An 18,941-nucleotide genomic window follows, 5' to 3' on the forward strand; every position below is an offset into this window, starting at 1 on the left:
CAGTCCGTTCGGCCTCCGCTGATAGCTTCGCGGCACCGGAGGAGGGAGGCGCGGATGTGCTCTGCGGGCTCTGGCAGGGGGCCGGAAACCCCGGATGCGGATGTGCTCATCGTCGGCTACGGACCCATCGGTCAGGTGCTGTCCATCCTGCTGGCCACCCGGGGGTGGCGGGTGTTGGTCGTGGAGCGGTGGGAAGACCCGTACACACTGCCGCGGGCGACCAGCTTCGACGGTGAGACGGCCCGGACCCTGGCGTCGCTGGGGGCGGCCGGGTCGTATCCGGAGATCGGCCTGCCGGCCGACGCCTACGACTGGCGCAACGCCGAGGGCAGGTCGCTGCTGCGGGTCGAGCTCGCCGAGCGCGGTGCGCACGGCTGGCCGGAGACGACCACGATGCACCAGCCCGCGCTGGAGGCGGTGCTGTGCGCCCGTGCCGAGGGGCTGCCCAATCTGCGGGTGCTGCGCGGTTACGAGGCGACGGAGCTGGTGGACGACGGTACCGGGGTTGAGCTCACCGCGATGGACACGGCGGGCGAGCGGCTGCGGTGCGGCGCCTCATGGGTGGTCGGATGCGACGGGGCGAACAGCTTCGTCCGCGACCACATCGGGGTGCGCCGGACGGATCTCGGCTTCTCCTTCGACTGGCTGCTGTGCGATGTGGTGCTCCACGAACCGCGGGTCTTCTCCCCGCTCAATGTGCAGCACTGCGATCCGGCCCGGCCCACGACGGCGGTGGGCAGCGGACCGGGGCGCAGGCGCTGGGAGTTCATGCGGCTGCCCGGGGAGAGCGTGGCCGAGCTGAACCGGGCGGAGACGGCCTGGCGGCTGCTGGAGCGCTTCGATGTCACCCCGGAGAACGCCACCCTGCACCGGCACACCGTCTACAGCTTCCAGGCCGTCTGGGCGGACGAGTGGCGGCGGGGGCGAGTGCTGCTGGCGGGGGACGCCGCCCATCTGATGCCGCCGTTCACCGGTCAGGGCATGTGCGCGGGCATCCGGGATGTGCTCAATCTGTCCTGGAAGCTGGATCTGGTGCTGCGCGGCGCCGCCGGTGAGGGGCTGCTGGACACCTATCCGCGGGAGCGCGTCGGCCATGTGCGGGAGGCCATCGACACGGCGGTGCGGCTGGGCGGAGTGCTGTGTGTGACCGACGCCGCCACCGCCGCGAGCCGGGACGCCTCGCTGCTCGCGGGCGGCGCCGACACCGGCCGGGGCGGGCAGCACGGCGCCGCGGGTCCGCCACTGCGGACCGGCCTGCTGTACACCGGCATCGGCACGGCGCCGGTGCCACCGGCCGGGGAGGTGATGCCCCAGGGCCGGGTGCGGTACGAGGGCGTGACCGGGCTGTTCGACGAGGTGGTGGGCACCGGCCCGGTGCTGCTGGGGTCGGTGGATCCGGCCGTGGCGTTGGAGGAGTCGGAGCTCACCTTCCTCACCGGGCTCGGTACGCGTATGGCGCATATGGTGGCGGAGGGCGCCGAGGCGGCACCGGGCGCCGTCATCGACGTCGACGAGGTGTATCTGCCGTTTCTGCGGGCGGCACGGGCACGGTTCCTGCTGGTGCGCCCGGATCACCACGTCTACGGCGCGGCCCGCACCTCACGTGAACTCACCGCGCTGGTCGATCAGTTCAGGTCCGGGCTGTCGAAGTGACCGGACTGAGAGGGAGGTTAGAGGAAGTGCGGCAGATCCTGCCGCCGCTTGACGTTGACTTTACGGAACACCCGGGTGAGGTGCTGCTCGACCGTGCTGGCGGTGATGTAGAGCTTGGCGGCGATCTCGCGATTGGTGTAGCCCTTGGCCGCCAGTAGCGCGATCCTCCGCTCCTGTGTGGTGAGCGCGGACAGCCCGTCCTGGCGGTGATGCGCGGACATCGCGGCCTCGGGGTCGATGGGGTCGAGCGCGGCCTCCCGGCACAGGTGCTCGGCCCCGGTCTGCTTCGCCAGGTGCCAGGCGCGATGGGCCACCCGGCGCGCGTTGCGCTGGTCCCCGGTGTCCTTGAAGGCGGTGCTGAGGTCGATCAGCGCACGGGCCAGCTCGTAGTCGTCACCGCTGTCCTTGAGCATGTCGACGGCCTCGGTGAGCAGTTGCGGGCGGCGGGTGACCCGGCTGACCGCCGCCAGGGTGCGCAGAGACAGCCCGCGGGCCCGCGAGGGGCCCGGGAGCAGCCGGGCCATCTGCTCCCGTACCAGACGTTTGGCCTGCTCCTGGTCGTCCTGTGCCAGCCATGCCTCGGCCGCGCTGGTGCGCCACGGGACCACGTCGGCGCCGGGCGCCTGCCAGGTCTCGGCGAATCTGCCGCAGGCCAGGAAGTCCGCGAGCGCGGCCTGAGGGTGGTGGGTGGCCAGCCGGTAGTGGCCCCGGGCGTGCAGATAGTGCGCGCCGTGATGGCTGTGCAGGGCCTGCTCGGGGACCGGCTGCGCCACGTACTTCTCCGCCTGCTCCAGCCTGCCGGAGCGGGTGGCGGCCAGGATGGCGCAGCCCAGCACCTCGGCCAGGCCGACTCCCCAGCCCTGCGGCGGTACGAGGGTCATGGCGCGGGCCGCCAGGTCATGGGCGGAGATCAGGTGCCCCTGTCGCAGATGGGCCTCGGCGCGGAGGGCGAGGAACTTCCCCTGCCAGGCGACGGCCTGGTGGGCGGCGGCCTCGGTCTCGAGCTTTTCGCACCAGACCACGACCTCGTCCAGGCGGCCCGCGTGGAGCAGCGCGCGCAGGGCGAGCGCTCCGGACTCGGCGCTCCACAGCGAGCCGTGGTCGAGGTGGAAGGTGCGCAGCAGCAGTTCGGCGCGGTGTGCCAGCTGGTCGTCGCGTCCGCGGACCAGATCGTCGGCCAGGGTGACCGCCGAGGGCAGCCATGGGTCGTGGCAGGGGGCGGCGTCCGGGGTGGCGGCGGCCACCGAGTGGGCCAGTTTCCGCAGTCCGGTGTGGAGGGGGTATGCCATCGCCGCCCAGTTCGTCAGGGGGCGGATGTCCTCGGTTCCGGGGCCGGCGCCCCGGTGGGCGCGGGTGCGCAGGGTGTCCAGCAGGGCGGTGAGCTCATCGAGCGCACCGGCCCGGGCCAGGCCCAGCACCAGTTCGGAGACTTCCCGGCGGTCCAGGTGGCCCGCGGTGAAGTCGCGTAGCTGGGGGCGGAGATGACGGACGGCGACCTGCGGCTTCAGCTGCCACTCCAGCCTGCTGAGCCGGGCGCGGATGCGTGCCGCGGTGGGGTCGTCGGCCCGGGTGTGCTGGGCGAGGTCCAAACAGCTGAGCGCGGTGCCCACATCGCCGGTCGCCAGCGCCTCGTCGGAGGCCGTGACCAGCACCTCGGTGGCGCTGTCGGCGCCGGGGCCCCCGGCGCTCAGCAACTGCCCGGCCACCGTCAGCGCGGGTGCCCCGGCCTCGTGCAGCAGCTCGGCGGCCGCGCGGTGCAGTGCGGCCCGGCTGTCGGCGGGCATGTCGTCCAGTACGGCGGTGGCGGCCACCGGATGGCGGAACGCCTGGCCCTTGGTGAGCAGTCCGGCGCTGACCAGGGCGTTCAGGGCCCAGCCGGTCACCGTGGCGTCCACCCCGGCCAGCCGGGCCACGTCCGCCGCCGGTGCCGCACCGCCGAGCGCGGCGAGGGCGCGCACCACGGACAGCATCGACGGCCGGGAGTGCGCCACGAGCTCGAGCAGCGCCCGGCCGTAACCCTCGGGATAGCAGGCACCGCCCGCCTGCTGATCGATGATCAGGGCCTGCACGGCCAGGGGGTTGCCGCCGCTGATGCGGTGGAACTCCGCGGTGAGCCGGGGGGACGCGGTGTGCGGGCCGAGCAGCCGGACGGCCAGGGCGTCGACTCCGCCACGGCTCAGGGGCCGTACGGCGATCCGGTGGGCGTTGGGGCTCTGCGAGAGCAGTCCGGCCAGCAGGGGCGAACGCGGCCACCGCAGAGTGTGGTCATCGGTGAGGAGCACCAGGATGCGGGCGGAATGCAGCCAGGGGACGAGGCCGGCGAGGAAGTGCAGCGAGGGCGGGTCCAGGTAGTGGGCGTTGTCGACGCAGATCACCAAGGGGGTGGTCTCGGCCAGATGGGCCAGCTCCATGGTGAGCTTCTGGAAGACATCGACGACCTGAGTCTCCCAGCCGCCCCCGGCTAACCGCCCATCGGTGACGGTGTGTTCGACCGCCGAGGCGAGCAGCCCGCGCACCCGGTCCCGGCTGGGCGGCGGAATCGTCATGCCGTGGAAGAGCTGGGTCACCACGCCGAACGGCAGAAGGTGCTCGCGGAGCGAGGCGGTGGCCCTCAGCACGCGGGCGCCGTCCGGTTCGAGGGATTCGAGGAACTCGTGCACCAGCCTGCTCTTGCCACTTCCCAGCGGCCCGTCCACGACGGCCAGCTGCCCCTTGCCTCTTGTGGCATCGGCGAGCAGCCGGCCCAGGGCGACCAGGATGTCATCGCGCTCGACCAGATCGGGGAGCGCCCCGCCGGGCGCTCGGCCCCCCTCGTCTCCCCGGTCCTCCTGGTCCGTCCGGTCCTTCCGGAAACCGATCGCCGACCGACCGGCGCCAACCGTGGAATCGTGGCACTCCAACAAGCTCACAGGCACCCCGCTTTCTGACATTCCTCCATCCGCGCGGCCGCTCATGGGGCGTGCCCGCGCGAAAGCGCATGACGAGCAGGCAGAACTCCTCAGTGGCACAGGTGCGTTGTCCACCCTTGATGCCCGTGGCCTACCGCCAGGGGGAGAGAAATGGATGAGGGAAAGACGCGAGCCGGCCGGAGTCTTGTTCTTCAACAGCATGCGAACAGCGTGTGGTGGCTGTGACATGCACCGAGTAGGGGCGACGACATGCACCGGGTAGGGGGCACTTTCGGGTCCTATGCGTAGGTCCCGGCGCACCGCGCTGTCAAGCGAATGAGTTGTATATCACGAAACGATCACGCCGCACTTTTCGGCCGATGCTACGTGGTCCTCGTCGCCGTGGGAAGGCACCGTACGGGCGGTGTGGGCGACGGGATGGGGGTCGGTGATTGGGCCGAAAATCGACGGTGCTTGATGGGTTCCTCGTACGGGGCTCGGCGTGCCGCCGCCGAGCGGGGCGGACACCCGCGAGGGGGTGCTACGCCCGGCGCCGAAGCCAGGTGGAGGCCCCGGCGAAGGCCAGGCGCGAAGGGGGGTCAGGCCACCGTGGCCAGCGGCCTGACCCCGTGGAGGTGGGCGCCTCACATCAGTCCGCTGAGGTCAGACGAGCTGGACCGCCTGCTCGTACGAGGGGCGCGGAAGCCGGTCCCGGAAGGCTTCGGGGCTCGGGTAGCCGATGTTGACCAGCAGGAGCGAGCGCCACCGGCCATCGGGGAAGAACTCCTTGTCCACCGCCTCGGCGTTGAATCCCTTCATCGGCCCGGCGGCGAGCCCCGCCGCGCGGACGGCCAGCACGAAGTAGCCTGCCTGGAGTACCGCGTTGAAGTCCATGTGGGTCTCGCGCAGTTCCTGGTTGGCCTCCAGCATCTGCTGTAACTGCGGGTTGGACGGAGCGAGGAACGGCACATACTCCGGGTAACGGGTGTCCGCGGCCAGCACCGCGGTGACCGGGGCCGAGGCGGTCTGCTCCTGATTGGGCTGCGCCACCCCGGGCAGCAGCCGCTGCTTTCCTTCCTCGGTGCGTACGTACAGAATGCGCAGCGGATTGATATTCGCCGACGTCGGGGCCCATTTGAACAGTTCGTAGATGGCCCGCAGACGGTCGTCGCCCACCGGCTTGTCGCTGAAGTCATAGGCCGTCTTGGCCTCGGTGAAGAGAAGTTTCCGACCCTCGGGTGAGAGTGCGTACAGGGCCTGATCGATATCGGGGGCCAGGGTGCTGTCCGACATGGCCGTTCCAACTCCTAACTCGGGTAAGTCGATTGCGCCCACAGCGTACGCGTACGAGATGTGCGGTGGCCGGGGACTCGGTCAGGTGGGCCGGTGGCGTGGGCGGCTGGCGGGTGGCGTGGGCGGGTGGCGGGTGGCGGGTGGCGGGTGGCGGGTGATGTGGTCTATCGCCGCGCGGATCATGTGTGGCACGCTCTTGGCATGATGCCGACGGCGCGTCCCATCGGAAAGCAGGCGTTCCCTTGAGGGCCGCCGTGCTGACCGAGCCCGGCGCGCTGTCCGTGGTGTCCGTGCCGGAGCCGTCCTGCGGCCCGGGGGATGTGCTGATCCGTATGCGGGGCACGGGGCTGTGCGGCTCCGATCTCGCGGTGCACGCGGGACGCCGACGGCCACCGAGCCTGCCCTGGATCCTGGGCCACGAGGGGACGGGGCGGATCGTCGAGCTGGGCGATGAGGTCAGCGGTCTGCGCATCGGCCAGGACGTGGTCATCGAACCGGACTACTGCTGTCTGATGTGCGATCCCTGCCGCGCCGGGCGCACATCGGCCTGTGCCGGACGGGCCGCCGTGGGACTGACCGTCCCCGGTCTGCTGAGTGACTACGTGGTCGCTCCGGCCGCGTTCGTATGGCCGGTCGCCCCGCGTCTGCCCGTCGAGGATCTGGTCTGTGTGGAACCCGCGACGGTGGCACGGGCGGCGATGCGGCGCTCGGGGATCGCACCGGGGCAGAGCTGTCTGGTGATCGGGGCCGGCTCCCAAGGGCTGCTGCTGTGCCAGGCGCTGGTCGACCACGGAGTGACGGTGTTCGTCCAGGAGCCCAACGAGGCCCGGCTCGACCGTGCGTGCTCCCTCGGCGCGACGCCCCTGCCGACGGACGCGGCCGGACTCCCCTGTCTCTTCGAGACCTCCGGAGCCCCCGGCGTGGTCGAGCAGGGGCTGCGACGGCTCGCCAAACTCGGCACCGCCGTGCTGATCGGGATGGACACCGCCCCGCTCGGGGTCTCACCGCGCGATCTGGTGGCGGGCCAGATCACCCTCATCGGCAGCATGATCTACGACCATCCGGTGGACTTCGCACAGACCGTCAGCGCCCTTGAGTCCCGGACCCCACCCCGGCTCGGCGCGGTGGTCAGCGACGGTTACCCCCTCGACGACGTCCAGGAGGCGTTCACCGCGGCGTACACCGCGTCGGGAAAGGTGTGGGTCGACCTGTCCTGAGGCGTCGGAGCGGTGACCGCCCTGGCGGCGGGCGCGGCCGACGGACTCAGGGGCGCTCCGCCGGGGCTGCGGCCGGAGCCGTCGCGGGAGCCGGGACAGCGAGCCCGCGCGCATCGCCCAGGGCCGCTCCGGAAGCCTCCTCGCCCCGGGACAGACACTCGATCAGGTAGTCGCCGGTTTCCGGGTCGAGGGTCACGCCATGGGTCTCACTGCGGAATCCGGGAAACCGCCGGTCGAACGTCTCCAACGCGGTCAGATAGCGCAGCAGTGGACCGTCGGGCGTGCCGATGCCCTCACCGGGCATCAGCACCGGGATACCGGGTGGTGTGACGGTGACCATGGCCGCGGCCACCCGCCCCGCCGCCTCGGAAAGCCGCACCCGCTCGGTGCCGCCGCGGATGAGTCGCTGGTAGCAGAGCTGTGGCGGAACGACCGGCTCCGGCAGCTCCTGAAAGGCGGTGTCCAGCAGCTGGACCAGGCTCACCTCACGTAGCTGGTCGTGCATCTCCTGACACAGCTCACTCAGGGTCCGGCCGGTGTACCGGCCGGGGTACGCGGCGACCAGTTCGGGCAGGACGCGGTCCAGCGGCGCGTCCTCGTCGTAGAGGGCTTTGAAGTCCATCAGGGCGTCCAGCAGGGTCCCCCATTTGCCCTTGGTGATGCCCATGGAGAACAGGACCAGGGTGGTGTAGCTGTCCGTCTTCTCGACCACCACGTGCCGGGTCGCCAGATAGGAGGTGAGGACCCGGGCGGGGATGCCCCAATCGGCCGTCCGGCCACTTGCGTCGATCCCCGGGCAGGTCACGGTGACCTTGAGCGGATCGAGCATGCAGTAGCCCTGGCTGAGCCCCGGGAAACCGTGCCACTCGGCGTCCGGTTCCAGCTCCCAGCACGAGGGGTCCGTACGCAGCAGTTCGGCCGGGGCCTCGTCGAAGGGCAGCCGCTCACCGCTGGCCGGGTCGGTCACGGTCTCCGGCTGCCAGATCCCGAAGAACCAGCCGGGGCGGTCCCCGGCGGCCTTGATACGGCGCCCGATCCGCACCACCGACTGACGGAAGCGGACCGCCTCGGCCACCGCCTCGTCGATCAGCCAGCGGCCCTGAGGCCCGTCCATCATCGCGGTGGCGACATCCAAGGAGGCGATCATCGGATACAACGGCGAGGTGGTGCCGTGCATCATGAACGCCTCGTTGAACCGGTCGTGCTCCACCGGGGCCCGGGGCGCGGGCTTGATGTGCACCATGGCGCTCTGCGAGAGCGCGGCCAGCAGCTTATGGGTGGACTGGGTGGCGAAGACAGTGGGCCGGTCGGGCCCGGGGAAGGTGTCGGGCCCCACCGACATGCCGTAGCGCCCGGCGTAGAGGGGGTGGAAACGGGCGTAGGCGAACCATGCCTCGTCGAAGTGGACGCGCGGGGTGCTGGCCGCGAGCCCTCGGACGGCCCGCACGGCGTCGTAACAGAGCCCGTCGTAGGTGGAGTTGGTGAAGACCGCGTACTGGGCCTCGGCGGAGAGCGCGCCGCGCGTCAGCGGGTTTCCCGCGATCCGGGCGGCCACCGTGGCCGCCCGGATCTCATCCGGGGGCAGCGGCCCGGACAGTCCGTAGCCATTGCGGGTGGGGATCAGATAGACCGGACGGGCGCCGGAGACGACCAGACCGTGCAGCACCGACTTGTGACAGTTCCGGTCCACCAGCGCGATCTCGTCCCGGGTGACGCTGAAGTGGCCGACCAGGCGGTCACAGGTGGAGTCGCCGTGGAGGACGAAGTAAGTGAGGTCGGCGCCGAAGACCCGGGCGGCGTTCCGCTCCGCGTCGCCGATCGGGCCCGTGTGCTCGAACAGCGAACCGAGCGCCTCGACCGAGATCGACAGATCGCTGCGGAAGAGCCGCTCCCCGAAGTAGTCGTGGAAGGCCCGGCCCACCGGTGACTTCAGAAAGGCGACACCGCCGGAGTGGGCCGGGGTGTGCCATGAGTACTCATGCGTATCGTCGAAGCGGCGCAGCGCCTTGAAGAACGGCGGCAGAACGGCCTCGCGGTAGGCGCGGGCGGCGCTGGAGATCCGCCCCGCGATGAAGGCGGCGGTGTCCTCCGTGGGCCAGACATAGCCGACCACGGTCTCCGACACCCACAGCGGCAGTTCCTCAAGGCTCTCATCGGCGGCGATCAGGAAGACCGGCAGATTCTGGAACCGCCGTCCGACCTGCCGCAGCACCGCGGCGCCACCCAACTCGCCATCAGGTTCGCCGCGCGGTGGGCCGCCCGGTCCACCGTCCGCGCCGCCGCACGGGTCGAGTCCCCAGTCGACCAGCGCGGCGGCCAGACCGGCCTCGGTGCGCAGCACCGTCCGGGCGTCGGCGCCGGTGTCGGCCCACCGCACCGCGAACCCGCCGGCTTCCAGCTCCTTGCGGATCCTGCGCAACTGCTCGGCTCCGACCGTGTCGTCCCCGGGGTGCTCCCGCACCGCGAACAGAACCGTGTCGCCCGCCATATCCCCCTCCTCGGCGTGCCTCCCCTGTCCGTCCAGTGTTCAGGAACAGACCGGCACATGGGGACATGTACCTGGAAGATCACACGAAGGAGGGAAAATCACCCCGGATGGGATCCTGGAGCCGCGGCGGCTCACTCGGCACACGCGTCCAGGCGCAGCACACTCCCCTCCCCGTTGGCCGATACGAGGAGGGCCCCGTCCGGTGCGACGGCGAGCCCGGCGAACTGGCGCGGGCGGCCGGGGACTCCGGGAGTCGGCTCGGGTTCGGTGCGGGTGATTCCGGGCGGCAGGCCGACCGCCAGATCCTCCGCGTCGGTCCTGCTCTCGCCCGTGACGAGCGAGATCGCCCGCAGCCGCCGGTGCGCGACCTCCACCGTGAACAGCTCGTCGCCGCGCACGGCCAGCCCCTGCGGTTCGCCGAGCCCGTCCGCGACGACCACCGCCTCGCCGTCCTCCAGTCGCAGCACCGCGCCGCGCCGGTCGTCGCTGACATAGCAGCGCCCCCGGCCGTCGAAGGCGATGTCCAGAGGGTGGTCCAGTCCCTCGGCGAGCACGCTGACCGTGTCGGTGTCATCGATGCGCACGATACGGCCGGACCCGGTCTCGGCGACCACGAGGGAGCCGTCCGGTGCGACGGCGATTCCGGTGGGCTGGTCCAGCCCGGTCGCGCGCACTCGCGTGGTCCTGTCCACGGGGTCGTGGGTGCGCACATCGCCGAGTTGTGAGGTGAGGTGCAGCAGGTCGTCGTCGGCGGTGACGTTGTGCACGGCGTACATCAGCTCATGGGTGACGACACCGGGCTCCTGTCCGTCGTGGCCGGTGGCATCCGGGTTCGCCAGCCGGAAGTGGTCGGCCGCGTACACCGTGCCACCGAGGTCGACCGTGATGCCGAAGGGCCCGTCGAACCCCTGCGGGACCACCACCCGGGTCCGGCCGTCGGCGTCGACCTCCGCGATCCCGCCACTGGCGAAGCTGGACACGAACATCCGGTTCTCGTGGTCGAACGCGGCGTTGTCCAGCCCCACGACGCCGGTGGCGACGACCGACCGGGCCCCGGTGTTCAGATCGATACGGGTCACCACCCCGGCCCTGCCACGGGAGAGGACGACGAGGACGCCGCCACGGTCGAACCGCACCGCGACCGGGTCGTCCACCTCCTCGGCCACCAGCTCGGGCACCCCGCCGTCGGGCGGGATCCGCCAGACCTCGTTGCGCATCATCTGCGGGTAGTACAGACAGCCGTCCGGGCCGAGTTGCATCGCGTTGCCCAGGGCCAGTCCGTCGGTCAGCACCGCCGGGTCGCCACCGCCCGGGAACAGCTCCATCAGGCGGCCGTTCATCTTCATCTCGTTGACGAAGAGGCGGTCGCCGACGCAGGTGATGCCGTTGGGCACCGACACCTGGTCGGAGACGAGCGTGTACTCGCCCTCGGTGCCGCGCCGCCACACCCGGCCGGGGGTCAGATCGGCGATGTACATCGAACCGTCCGCCCCGAAGGCCAGGTCGTCCGGCGCCTCCACCGGGCCGTCGAGCGGCACCACCACCTCGATGTCACCCGAGGCCGGGTCCACGGCGCTGATCTGCCCGGCGAGGAACTGCGCCACGTACAGCCGCCCGTCGGGGCCGAAGGTGACGCCGTTGGAGCCCCACAGCCGGTTCGCCCGGGTGAGTCGCCGCACCTCCATCCGATCGCTCGTGACCCGCGTACGGCCGGTGTCGTCGAACCGGCTGGGGTGCATCGCCTCTCCTTCCGTACAAGTGGCAGACATCGGTGTCACACGTGGCACACATCGGCGTCAGGGGACCAGCACGTCGTCCATGCCGCCGTCCGCGCGCCATTGCCTGAGCAGTTCGTGGAAGGCGATCGGACCGTCGCCGAAGGACTCGCTGCGCTCCCTCGGCATGCCCTCGTTGTTGTAGTAGCCGGGGGTGCACTCGGCGTGGAAGGCGTACAGGTCCGCCGCCTTCTCACGGATCATGGCGCGCCACGCCGCCTCCGCCTCGGCGGTCGGCTCGACATACCGGGCCCCGCGCTTGCGCGCCTCGGCGAGTACCTCGGCGACATGGATGGCCTGCTCATCGAGGATGTGCACATAGTTGACCGAGCTGGCGTTCTGTAGCGGGCCGAGCTGGAAGAGGTTGGGGAAGCCGTGGCTGTAGAAGCCGTGCAGTGTCTTCGGGCCGCCGCTCCAGGCTTCGGTCAGGGTGATACCGCCCCGGCCGCGCACCGGGAGGAGTCCGGAGGTGATTCCCGAGACGCCGACCTCGAAGCCGGTGGCGAAGATGACACAGTCGACCTCGTACTCGACCCCGCCGACCACGACCGCCTTCTCGGTGATGCGCTCGACTCCCCCGTGGTCGGCCGTGTCCACCAGTGTGACGTTGGGCCGGTTGAAGGTGTCCAGATAGGTGTCGCTGAACGTGGGACGCTTGCACATATAGCGGTACCAGGGCTTGAGGGCCTCGGCCGTCGCCGTGTTCTCGACGATGGAGTCCACTCGGTCGCGGATTCCGTTCATCTTCTGGAAGTCGGCGAGCTCGTAGAGGCGTTCGCGCTCCTCGGGCGGGAGGGCGGCGTAGCTGTCGGTCGGGATGAGCTTCTGCTGTAGCCGGGCGGTGCTCGTCCAACCGTCGTCCACCAGGTCCTCGTCCGCTTGCCCACCGGTGACGATGGTGAGGAAGTTGTCCCTGCGGCGCCGCTGCCAGCCGGGCGTGAGCGATGCGGCCCAGCCCTCGTCGGTGGGGCGGTTGCCGCGCACATCGACCGAGGACGGCGTGCGCTGGAACACATACAGCCGTTCGGCGTCGCGCCCAAGATGTGGGACGGCCTGGATGGCGGTCGCGCCGGTGCCGATGAGGGCCACGCGCTTGTCGGCCAGTTTGTGCAGACCGCCGCTCGCGTCGCCGCCGGTGTAGTCGTAGTCCCAGCGGCTCGTGTGGAACGTATGCCCCTGGAAGGTCTCGATCCCGGGGATGCCGGGGAGTTTCGCCCGGCTGAGTGTTCCGCTGGAGACGACCACATGGCGCGCCCGGATGCGGTCGTCCCGGTCGGTGTGCACGGTCCACTCCAACTCGGTGTCGTCCCAGTGGAGTTCGGTCACCTGGGTCTGGAAGCAGACATCGCGGTAGAGGTCGAAGTGGCGCCCGATCGCCCGTGCGTGCTGTCTGATCTCCTCACCGGGTGCGTAGCGCCACCGCGGTATGTAACCGACCTCCTCGAGCAGGGGCATATAGACGTAGGACTCGATGTCGCACTGGACACCCGGATAGCGGTTCCAGTACCAGGTCCCGCCGAAGTCCCCGCCCTGCTCGATCACGCGGATCTCGCGCACACCGGCCTGCCGCAGCCGCGCTCCGGCGAGAAGACCGCCGAATCCGCCCCCGATGATCAGCACCTCGACCCGGTCGTACAGCGGCTCCCGGGTGAACCCCGGTTCCACATAAGGGTCCTGGGCGTACGAGCCGAACTCCCCGGCGATGCGCCGGTACTGCTTGTTGCCGTCGGGGCGGATCCGGCGGTCGCGCTCGGCCCGGTACTTGGTCCGCAGGGCGTCCGGGTCGAATCCCAGCTCCTCGGTGTCCATGGAGGTGATGGCGGTGGGCGGGCGTTGGGGGGTGGGCATAGGGGGTCCTCGGGCCTCTGGCGTCGGAAGGTGTGCGGGGCTCGGATGCCGTCCGGGGCTCGGATGCCATCCGGGTGGCGTTGACCGGTGGCTGATCGGTCGGCGCCTGATCAGCCGTGGCCGACCGGCTGGCGACTGATCGGCGGCGCGGGCTCAGCCTCACAGAAACATTCCCACTGCGCAAGATTGCCCAATGGGAAAGAATCGGCCTTCTCCCGTATGCTCCTCGGCGATGACTACCGGCCTGCGCGAGCGCAAGAAGGCGGCGACCCGCCAGTCGCTGCACGACGCCGCCGTGCTCCTCGCCGCCGAGCACGGCGTCGAGAGCCTCACGGTGGAGGCCATCGCCGATGCCGCCACCGTCTCCCGGCGCACCTTCTCCAACTACTTCGCCAGCAAGGAGCAGGCGCTGCTGCACCACGACCGGGCGCGTACGGTCCGGCTGGTCGAGCTCATCCGCGCCCGCCCGGCGCGGGAATCCCTGATGGCGGCGGTCATCGGCGCCGCCGAGCAGCACTCCACCGAGTTTTTGGCCGACCCGGAGCAGGAGGAGCGCTACCGGACCCTGCGTCTGCACCCGGCGCTGCTGCCCGAACTGGTCGCCACCTACGCCGCCGCCGAACGCGATCTCGCCGTGGCCGTCGAGGAGCGCCTGCCCGCCGGACCGGACACGCCCCTGCGGGCCCAGATCCTCGCCGCGACCCTCCTCGCCGCCTTCCGCGTCGTCGGGCAGACGGCTCTCGAACGCCGCGAGCGCGATGTCGTGGACCTCCTCCGGCAGGCGCTCGCCATCACCCGCGAGGGCTTCCGCTGACCGGTTTTCCCTGGCCGCGTGGACGACAATGTCAAGCGTGGCCAGATCTGAGCGGCCCTCGATAGGCATCGCCTATCGAGATAATCAGAATCATATCTTGGCCCTTTTGACCCGCCTGGTTCTACCGTCGTGTTCATGGCATTGACAACGCGGCCGGAGCAGCGTCCGGCGCGGGCGGAGCGGCGGCCGTCCATGGCGCTCAACTTCTGGCAATCGACCCTCGGCAAGAAGATCGTCATGGGCGCGACCGGTCTGATCATGATCGGCTACCTCTGCGCCCACCTGCTCGGGAACATGAAGATCTTCTTCGGCCCCGGGGAGTTCAACGCCTACGGACACTGGCTGCGTGTCATGGGAGCCCCCGTTCTGCACCATGAGTGGGGCCTGTGGATCGCCCGGATCGTCCTTCTGGCCGCGGTGGTCCTGCACGCCGTGTCCGCCTACCAGCTGAGTCGGCGCGACATCAAGGCTCGCCCGCAGAAGTACGTCCACACCAAGCCACGGATGAGCTATGCCACCCGGACCATGCGCTGGGGCGGGGTGATCCTGGGTCTGTTCATCGTCTGGCACATCCTGGACCTCACCACCGGCACCACGCACTCCGGCGGATTCCAGGAGGGCCATCCGTACCAGAACGTGGTGGACACCTTCTCCACCTGGTACGGGAACGTCATCTACATCGTGGCGATGCTGGCCATGGGCATGCACGTCCGGCACGGCTTCTGGAGCGCCGCGCAGACCCTCGGCGCGGGCAACCACACCCGTGACCGCGCCCTCAAGGCCATCGCCAACGCCCTGGCCGTCGTTCTCACCGCCGGGTTCATCTCCATACCCGTCGGTGTCATGACCGGAGTGGTGAGCTGACCATGACCTCGTACAGCGAGTACAGCGAATACACCGAGTACACCGTCGGCGAGCCGATCCAGGACGAGCGGGCCCCCTCCGGGCCGGTCAACGAGCGCTGGGACACCCGCCGCTTCGAGGCCAAGCTGGTCAACCCCGCCAACCGCCGCAAGCACACCATCATCGTGGTGGGCACCGGGCTGGCCGGTGGCGCCGCCGGCGCCACCCTGGCCGAGCAGGGCTACCACGTGGTCCAGTTCTGCTACCAGGACTCGCCGCGCCGGGCCCACTCCATCGCCGCCCAGGGCGGGATCAACGCGGCGAAGAACTACCGCAACGACGGCGACTCGATCCACCGGCTGTTCTACGACACCGTCAAGGGCGGCGACTTCCGCGCCCGCGAGTCCAACGTCCACCGCCTGGCGCAGATCTCGGTGGAGATCATCGACCAGTGTGTGGCCCAGGGCGTGCCCTTCGCCCGCGAGTACGGCGGTCTGCTGGACACCCGCTCCTTCGGTGGTGTGCAGGTCTCCCGCACCTTCTACGCCCGCGGCCAGACGGGCCAGCAGCTGCTGCTCGGCGCCTACCAGGCGCTATCCCGCCAGATCGCGGCGGGCAATGTGGAGATGCACGCCCGCACCGAGATGCTGGATCTGATCGTGGTCGACGGGCGGGCGCGTGGCATCGTCGCCCGCGATCTGGTGACCGGCGAGATCTCCACGTACTTCGCCGACGCGGTGGTGCTGGCCAGCGGTGGCTACGGAAACGTCTTCTATCTGTCGACGAACGCCATGAACTCCAACGCGACCGCCATCTGGCGGGCGCACCGGCGCGGCGCGTACTTCGCCAACCCCTGCTTCACCCAGATCCACCCGACCTGCATCCCGCGCTCCGGGGACCACCAGTCCAAGCTGACCCTGATGAGCGAGTCGCTGCGCAACGACGGCCGGATCTGGGTGCCCAAGGCGAAGGGCGACACCCGTCCGCCCGCCGAGATCCCCGAGGACGAGCGCGACTACTACCTGGAGCGGATCTATCCGTCGTTCGGCAATCTGGTGCCGCGCGACATCGCCTCCCGCGCCGCGAAGAACGTCTGCGACGAGGGCCGTGGCGTCGGCCCCGGTGGCCAGGGCGTGTATCTGGACTTCGCCGACGCCATCGCCCGGATGGGGCGCAAGGCGGTCGAGGAGAAGTACGGCAACCTCTTCGACATGTACGAGCGGATCACGGCGGAGAACCCGTACGAGGTCCCGATGCGCATCTACCCCGCGATCCACTACACGATGGGCGGGCTGTGGGTCGACTACGACCTCCAGACCACCGTGCCGGGGCTGTTCGCGATCGGCGAGGCCAACTTCTCCGACCACGGCGCCAACCGGCTCGGCGCCTCGGCGCTGATGCAGGGCCTGGCCGACGGCTACTTCGTCCTGCCCTCGACCATCAACGACTATCTGGCCCGCAACCCGCACAAGGACGAGGTGGACGCCTCGCACCCGGCGGCCGTCGAGGCCGTGCGGGAGACCGAGGACCGGCTGGCCAGGCTGCTGGCCGTGGACGGCGACCGCACCCCCGACTCCTTCCATCGTGAGATCGGCGAGCTGGTCTGGGAGTTCTGCGGTATGGCCCGCACCGACGAGGGGCTGCGCAAGACGCTGGACCGCATCCCGCAGATTCGTGAGGAGTTCTGGCGGCGGCTCAAGGTGCCCGGCACCGGTGAGGAGTTCAACCAGTCGCTGGAGAAGGCCAACCGGATCGTGGACTATCTGGAGCTGGCCGAGCTGATGTGCCTGGACGCCCTGCACCGGGCCGAGTCCTGCGGTGGCCACTTCCGCGAGGAGTCCCAGACCCCCGACGGTGAGGCGGCCCGCCGGGACGAGGAGTTCTCCTACGCCGCGGCCTGGGAGTTCACCGACACCGGCGCCGCCCCCGTGCTCCACAAGGAGCAGCTGACCTTCGAATACGTCCACCCCACTCAGCGGAGCTACGCATGAAGCTCACCCTGCGCGTCTGGCGCCAGAAGAACCCCGACACCCCCGGTGCCATGGCCACCTACGAGCTCGACGGCGTCTCCCGGGACATGTCCTTCCTGGAGATGCTCGACGTCCTCAACGAGGAGCTCATCGTCAAGGGCGAGGAGCCGGTGGCCTTCGACCACGACTGCCGTGAGGGCATCTGTGGTGCGTGCAGCCTGGTGATCAACGGTGACGCCCACGGTCCGGAGCGCACCACCACCTGCCAGCTCCACATGCGGTCCTTCCAGGACGGCGACACCATCGACATCGAGCCGTGGCGTGCCTCCGCCTTCCCGGTCATCAAGGACCTGGTGGTGGACCGCTCCGCGTTCGACCGGGTGATCCAGGCCGGTGGCTACATCACCGCGCCGACCGGCTCCGCGCCGGAGGCACACGCCACTCCGGTGCCCAAGGCGGACGCGGACTACGCGTTCGAGCACGCCGAGTGCATCGGCTGCGGCGCCTGCGTGGCGGCCTGCCCCAACGGCGCGGCCATGCTGTTCACCTCGGCCAAGGTCAACCATCTCAATGTGCTGCCCCAGGGCTCTCCGGAGCGGGAGACCCGGGTGCTGGACATGGTGGCCCAGATGGACGCCGAGGGCTTCGGCGGCTGCACCCTCACCGGTGAGTGCGCCACGGCCTGCCCCAAGGGCATCCCGCTGTTCTCCATCACCGCGATGAACAAGGAGTGGCTGCGGGCGACCCGCAAGGTCAAGCGCTGACCCCGCTCCCCCAGAACGGCACCCCTCGACAACGCTCCGTGGATGGGGTGTCCCGGCGGCGGAGGTCTTTCCGGACGCTAGACCTCCGCCGCCGCCCGCACATCCGGGGCGGTGGCTCCGGTGCCATCGGATCACATGCCCGCCACCGGGCCGCTAGGTTGGGCGCATGTACTCCATGCGACTCTCCCGGCGGGTGAACGCTCCGCGCTCCGCCGTCTACCGGGCGCTCCTGGACGCGAGCGCCGTCGCGGCCTGGCGGGTGCCCGAGGGCATGACCAGCCGGGTGCATGAGTTCGACCCCCGCGAAGGGGGCGCCTTCCGTGTCTCCCTCGTCTACGACGACCCGGCGAGCACCGGCAAGTCGGGCGGCCATACGGACACCTACCACGGCCGCTTCACCCGGCTGGTGCCGGATGAGCAGGTGGTCGAGGTGCTCGAGTTCGAGACCGCGGACCCGGCGCTGCGCTCCACGATGACGATGACGACCACGCTCACCGACGCGGAGGGCGGCGGCACCGACGTCCACCTCCTGCACGAGGGGATCCCCGACGCGGTTCCGGCCGCCGACAACGAGCTGGGGCAGCGCATGGCCCTGGACAAGCTGGCCGAGCTCGTCGAGACGGGCGGGACCCCTCGGTAAGAGGTCCCGCGGCTACCGCCGGCCGCGCTCGAAGTACGCCTGGGCCAGGCCGTCGAGCACATGGCCCAGGCGGCGGTCGAAGGCGTCCCGCGGATCGGTGGGCGGGGTGGCCTCCAGCAGGGCGCGCGTGGAGAGCGGGTACTCGCCGCTCTCGGCGGTCTTGTCCAGGAACGACGGCCCGGGCGCGCCGGTCTCGCTCTTGTCGGCTCGGCGCTGTCGGGCCTCGTGCCGACGGGCCTCGGCGAAGGCATGGCCCTGGACGAAGGCGAGCAGGGTCCGCCAGGCGTCGAGCATGTCGCCGGTGTCCAGCCCATGGCCGTCCAGAAGGGCCAGGGTGGACTCCGTCATCGCCAGTGTGCCCGGCCCGAAGTCCTCGGCGTTGAGAGCGTGTCGGGCCAGCCAGGGGTGGCGCAGGGTCACCTGGCGGATCCGATGGGCCGCTTCGGCGAGGTCGGCACGCCAGTCGCCGGTCGGGGTCGGGGCGATGGCCTCGGCACTGACCCGGTCGACCATGAGCGTGATCAGGTCGTCGCGGCTATCGACATAGCGATAGAGGGACATGGCGCCCGCGCCGATGTGCTCGGCGACCTTCCGCATGGTCACCGCGTCGAGCCCTTGGCCGTCCGCGACCTCGATGGCGGCGGTCGCGATGGCCCCGTAGGACAGGGCGGCCCGTGGCGCCTTCGCCGGTTGCGCGGCCTTCTCCCAGTTCACCATGGGTAGTGATCGTACGCTAGCGTACGCCGTA

General features: G+C 70.4%; 13 protein-coding genes. 7 read left to right on the plus strand and 6 right to left on the minus strand.

What is annotated here, in order from left to right; all coding sequences use genetic code 11:
• Window positions 1–54 precede the first annotated feature (54 nt).
• On the plus strand, window positions 55–1,653 hold the full coding sequence (locus ACJX2R_RS06445; protein ID WP_413099205.1) for a bifunctional 3-(3-hydroxy-phenyl)propionate/3-hydroxycinnamic acid hydroxylase: 1,599 nt from the start codon (window positions 55–57) through the stop codon (window positions 1,651–1,653).
• Window positions 1,654–1,670: 17 nt separating this feature from the next.
• On the opposite strand, the gene ACJX2R_RS06450 is transcribed toward ACJX2R_RS06445, so the two are convergent.
• On the minus strand, window positions 1,671–4,568 hold the full coding sequence (locus ACJX2R_RS06450; RefSeq protein WP_413099206.1) for a helix-turn-helix transcriptional regulator: 2,898 nt from the start codon (window positions 4,566–4,568) through the stop codon (window positions 1,671–1,673).
• 636 nt (window positions 4,569–5,204) lie between these two features.
• Window positions 5,205–5,834, minus strand: coding sequence for a malonic semialdehyde reductase (locus ACJX2R_RS06455; protein ID WP_262700152.1), 630 nt, complete (start codon window positions 5,832–5,834; stop codon window positions 5,205–5,207).
• A 242-nt stretch (window positions 5,835–6,076) separates the two neighbouring features.
• Here ACJX2R_RS06455 and ACJX2R_RS06460 point away from each other — a divergent pair, with 242 nt between their 5' ends.
• Window positions 6,077–7,051: a zinc-dependent alcohol dehydrogenase gene (locus ACJX2R_RS06460; protein ID WP_413099207.1), complete on the plus strand. Its 975-nt coding sequence runs from the start codon at window positions 6,077–6,079 to the stop codon at window positions 7,049–7,051.
• A gap of 46 nt (window positions 7,052–7,097) precedes the next feature.
• Here the strand turns inward: ACJX2R_RS06460 and ACJX2R_RS06465 are convergent, their stop codons facing one another.
• The 3 genes from ACJX2R_RS06465 to ACJX2R_RS06475 all read right to left on the minus strand — a co-directional run bounded on the left by ACJX2R_RS06465 (window position 7,098) and on the right by ACJX2R_RS06475 (window position 13,162).
• Window positions 7,098–9,539 (minus strand): Orn/Lys/Arg decarboxylase N-terminal domain-containing protein, encoded by a 2,442-nt coding sequence (locus ACJX2R_RS06465; protein ID WP_413099208.1) that lies wholly within the window; start codon window positions 9,537–9,539, stop codon window positions 7,098–7,100.
• 131 nt (window positions 9,540–9,670) lie between these two features.
• Window positions 9,671–11,278, minus strand: a complete 1,608-nt coding sequence (locus tag ACJX2R_RS06470; protein WP_413099209.1) for a hypothetical protein — start codon at window positions 11,276–11,278, stop codon at window positions 9,671–9,673.
• Window positions 11,279–11,335: 57 nt separating this feature from the next.
• Window positions 11,336–13,162 (minus strand): flavin-containing monooxygenase, encoded by a 1,827-nt coding sequence (locus tag ACJX2R_RS06475; RefSeq protein ID WP_413099210.1) that lies wholly within the window; start codon window positions 13,160–13,162, stop codon window positions 11,336–11,338.
• 232 nt (window positions 13,163–13,394) lie between these two features.
• Here ACJX2R_RS06475 and ACJX2R_RS06480 point away from each other — a divergent pair, with 232 nt between their 5' ends.
• From ACJX2R_RS06480 to ACJX2R_RS06500, 5 genes are all read left to right on the plus strand, one after another.
• On the plus strand, window positions 13,395–13,976 hold the full coding sequence (locus ACJX2R_RS06480) for a TetR/AcrR family transcriptional regulator (RefSeq protein ID WP_413099211.1): 582 nt from the start codon (window positions 13,395–13,397) through the stop codon (window positions 13,974–13,976).
• Between the two features lie 135 nt (window positions 13,977–14,111).
• Window positions 14,112–14,840: a succinate dehydrogenase gene (locus ACJX2R_RS06485; protein ID WP_413099212.1), complete on the plus strand. Its 729-nt coding sequence runs from the start codon at window positions 14,112–14,114 to the stop codon at window positions 14,838–14,840.
• 2 nt (window positions 14,841–14,842) lie between these two features.
• Window positions 14,843–16,810, plus strand: coding sequence for a fumarate reductase/succinate dehydrogenase flavoprotein subunit (locus ACJX2R_RS06490; protein ID WP_413099213.1), 1,968 nt, complete (start codon window positions 14,843–14,845; stop codon window positions 16,808–16,810).
• On the plus strand, window positions 16,807–17,553 hold the full coding sequence (locus ACJX2R_RS06495; RefSeq protein ID WP_413099214.1) for a succinate dehydrogenase/fumarate reductase iron-sulfur subunit: 747 nt from the start codon (window positions 16,807–16,809) through the stop codon (window positions 17,551–17,553). The genes ACJX2R_RS06490 and ACJX2R_RS06495 overlap by 4 nt, the downstream gene beginning before the upstream one ends.
• Window positions 17,554–17,719: 166 nt before the next feature.
• Window positions 17,720–18,193, plus strand: coding sequence for an SRPBCC domain-containing protein (locus ACJX2R_RS06500; RefSeq protein ID WP_413099215.1), 474 nt, complete (start codon window positions 17,720–17,722; stop codon window positions 18,191–18,193).
• 12 nt (window positions 18,194–18,205) lie between these two features.
• Here the strand turns inward: ACJX2R_RS06500 and ACJX2R_RS06505 are convergent, their stop codons facing one another.
• A complete protein-coding gene (locus ACJX2R_RS06505; protein ID WP_413099216.1) occupies window positions 18,206–18,910 on the minus strand; it encodes a TetR/AcrR family transcriptional regulator in 705 nt (234 codons plus the stop codon).
• Window positions 18,911–18,941 lie beyond the last annotated feature (31 nt).

The organism is Streptomyces sp. Inha503, assembly GCF_047215865.1.
Lineage (GTDB): Bacteria > Actinomycetota > Actinomycetes > Streptomycetales > Streptomycetaceae > Streptomyces > Streptomyces lycopersici.

Bases quoted from the DNA above. Each gene is read 5' to 3' on its own strand.
- ACJX2R_RS06445 (WP_413099205.1), top strand. From the start codon at position 55: ATGTGCTCTGCGGGCTCTGGCAGGGGGCCGGAAACCCCGGATGCGGAT.
- ACJX2R_RS06455 (WP_262700152.1), bottom strand. From the start codon at position 5,834: ATGTCGGACAGCACCCTGGCCCCCGATATCGATCAGGCCCTGTACGCA.
- ACJX2R_RS06465 (WP_413099208.1), bottom strand. From the start codon at position 9,539: ATGGCGGGCGACACGGTTCTGTTCGCGGTGCGGGAGCACCCCGGGGAC.
- ACJX2R_RS06470 (WP_413099209.1), bottom strand. From the start codon at position 11,278: ATGCACCCCAGCCGGTTCGACGACACCGGCCGTACGCGGGTCACGAGC.
- ACJX2R_RS06475 (WP_413099210.1), bottom strand. From the start codon at position 13,162: ATGCCCACCCCCCAACGCCCGCCCACCGCCATCACCTCCATGGACACC.
- ACJX2R_RS06480 (WP_413099211.1), top strand. From the start codon at position 13,395: ATGACTACCGGCCTGCGCGAGCGCAAGAAGGCGGCGACCCGCCAGTCG.
- ACJX2R_RS06485 (WP_413099212.1), top strand. From the start codon at position 14,112: ATGGCATTGACAACGCGGCCGGAGCAGCGTCCGGCGCGGGCGGAGCGG.
- ACJX2R_RS06490 (WP_413099213.1), top strand. From the start codon at position 14,843: ATGACCTCGTACAGCGAGTACAGCGAATACACCGAGTACACCGTCGGC.
- ACJX2R_RS06495 (WP_413099214.1), top strand. From the start codon at position 16,807: ATGAAGCTCACCCTGCGCGTCTGGCGCCAGAAGAACCCCGACACCCCC.
- ACJX2R_RS06500 (WP_413099215.1), top strand. From the start codon at position 17,720: ATGTACTCCATGCGACTCTCCCGGCGGGTGAACGCTCCGCGCTCCGCC.
- ACJX2R_RS06505 (WP_413099216.1), bottom strand. From the start codon at position 18,910: ATGGTGAACTGGGAGAAGGCCGCGCAACCGGCGAAGGCGCCACGGGCC.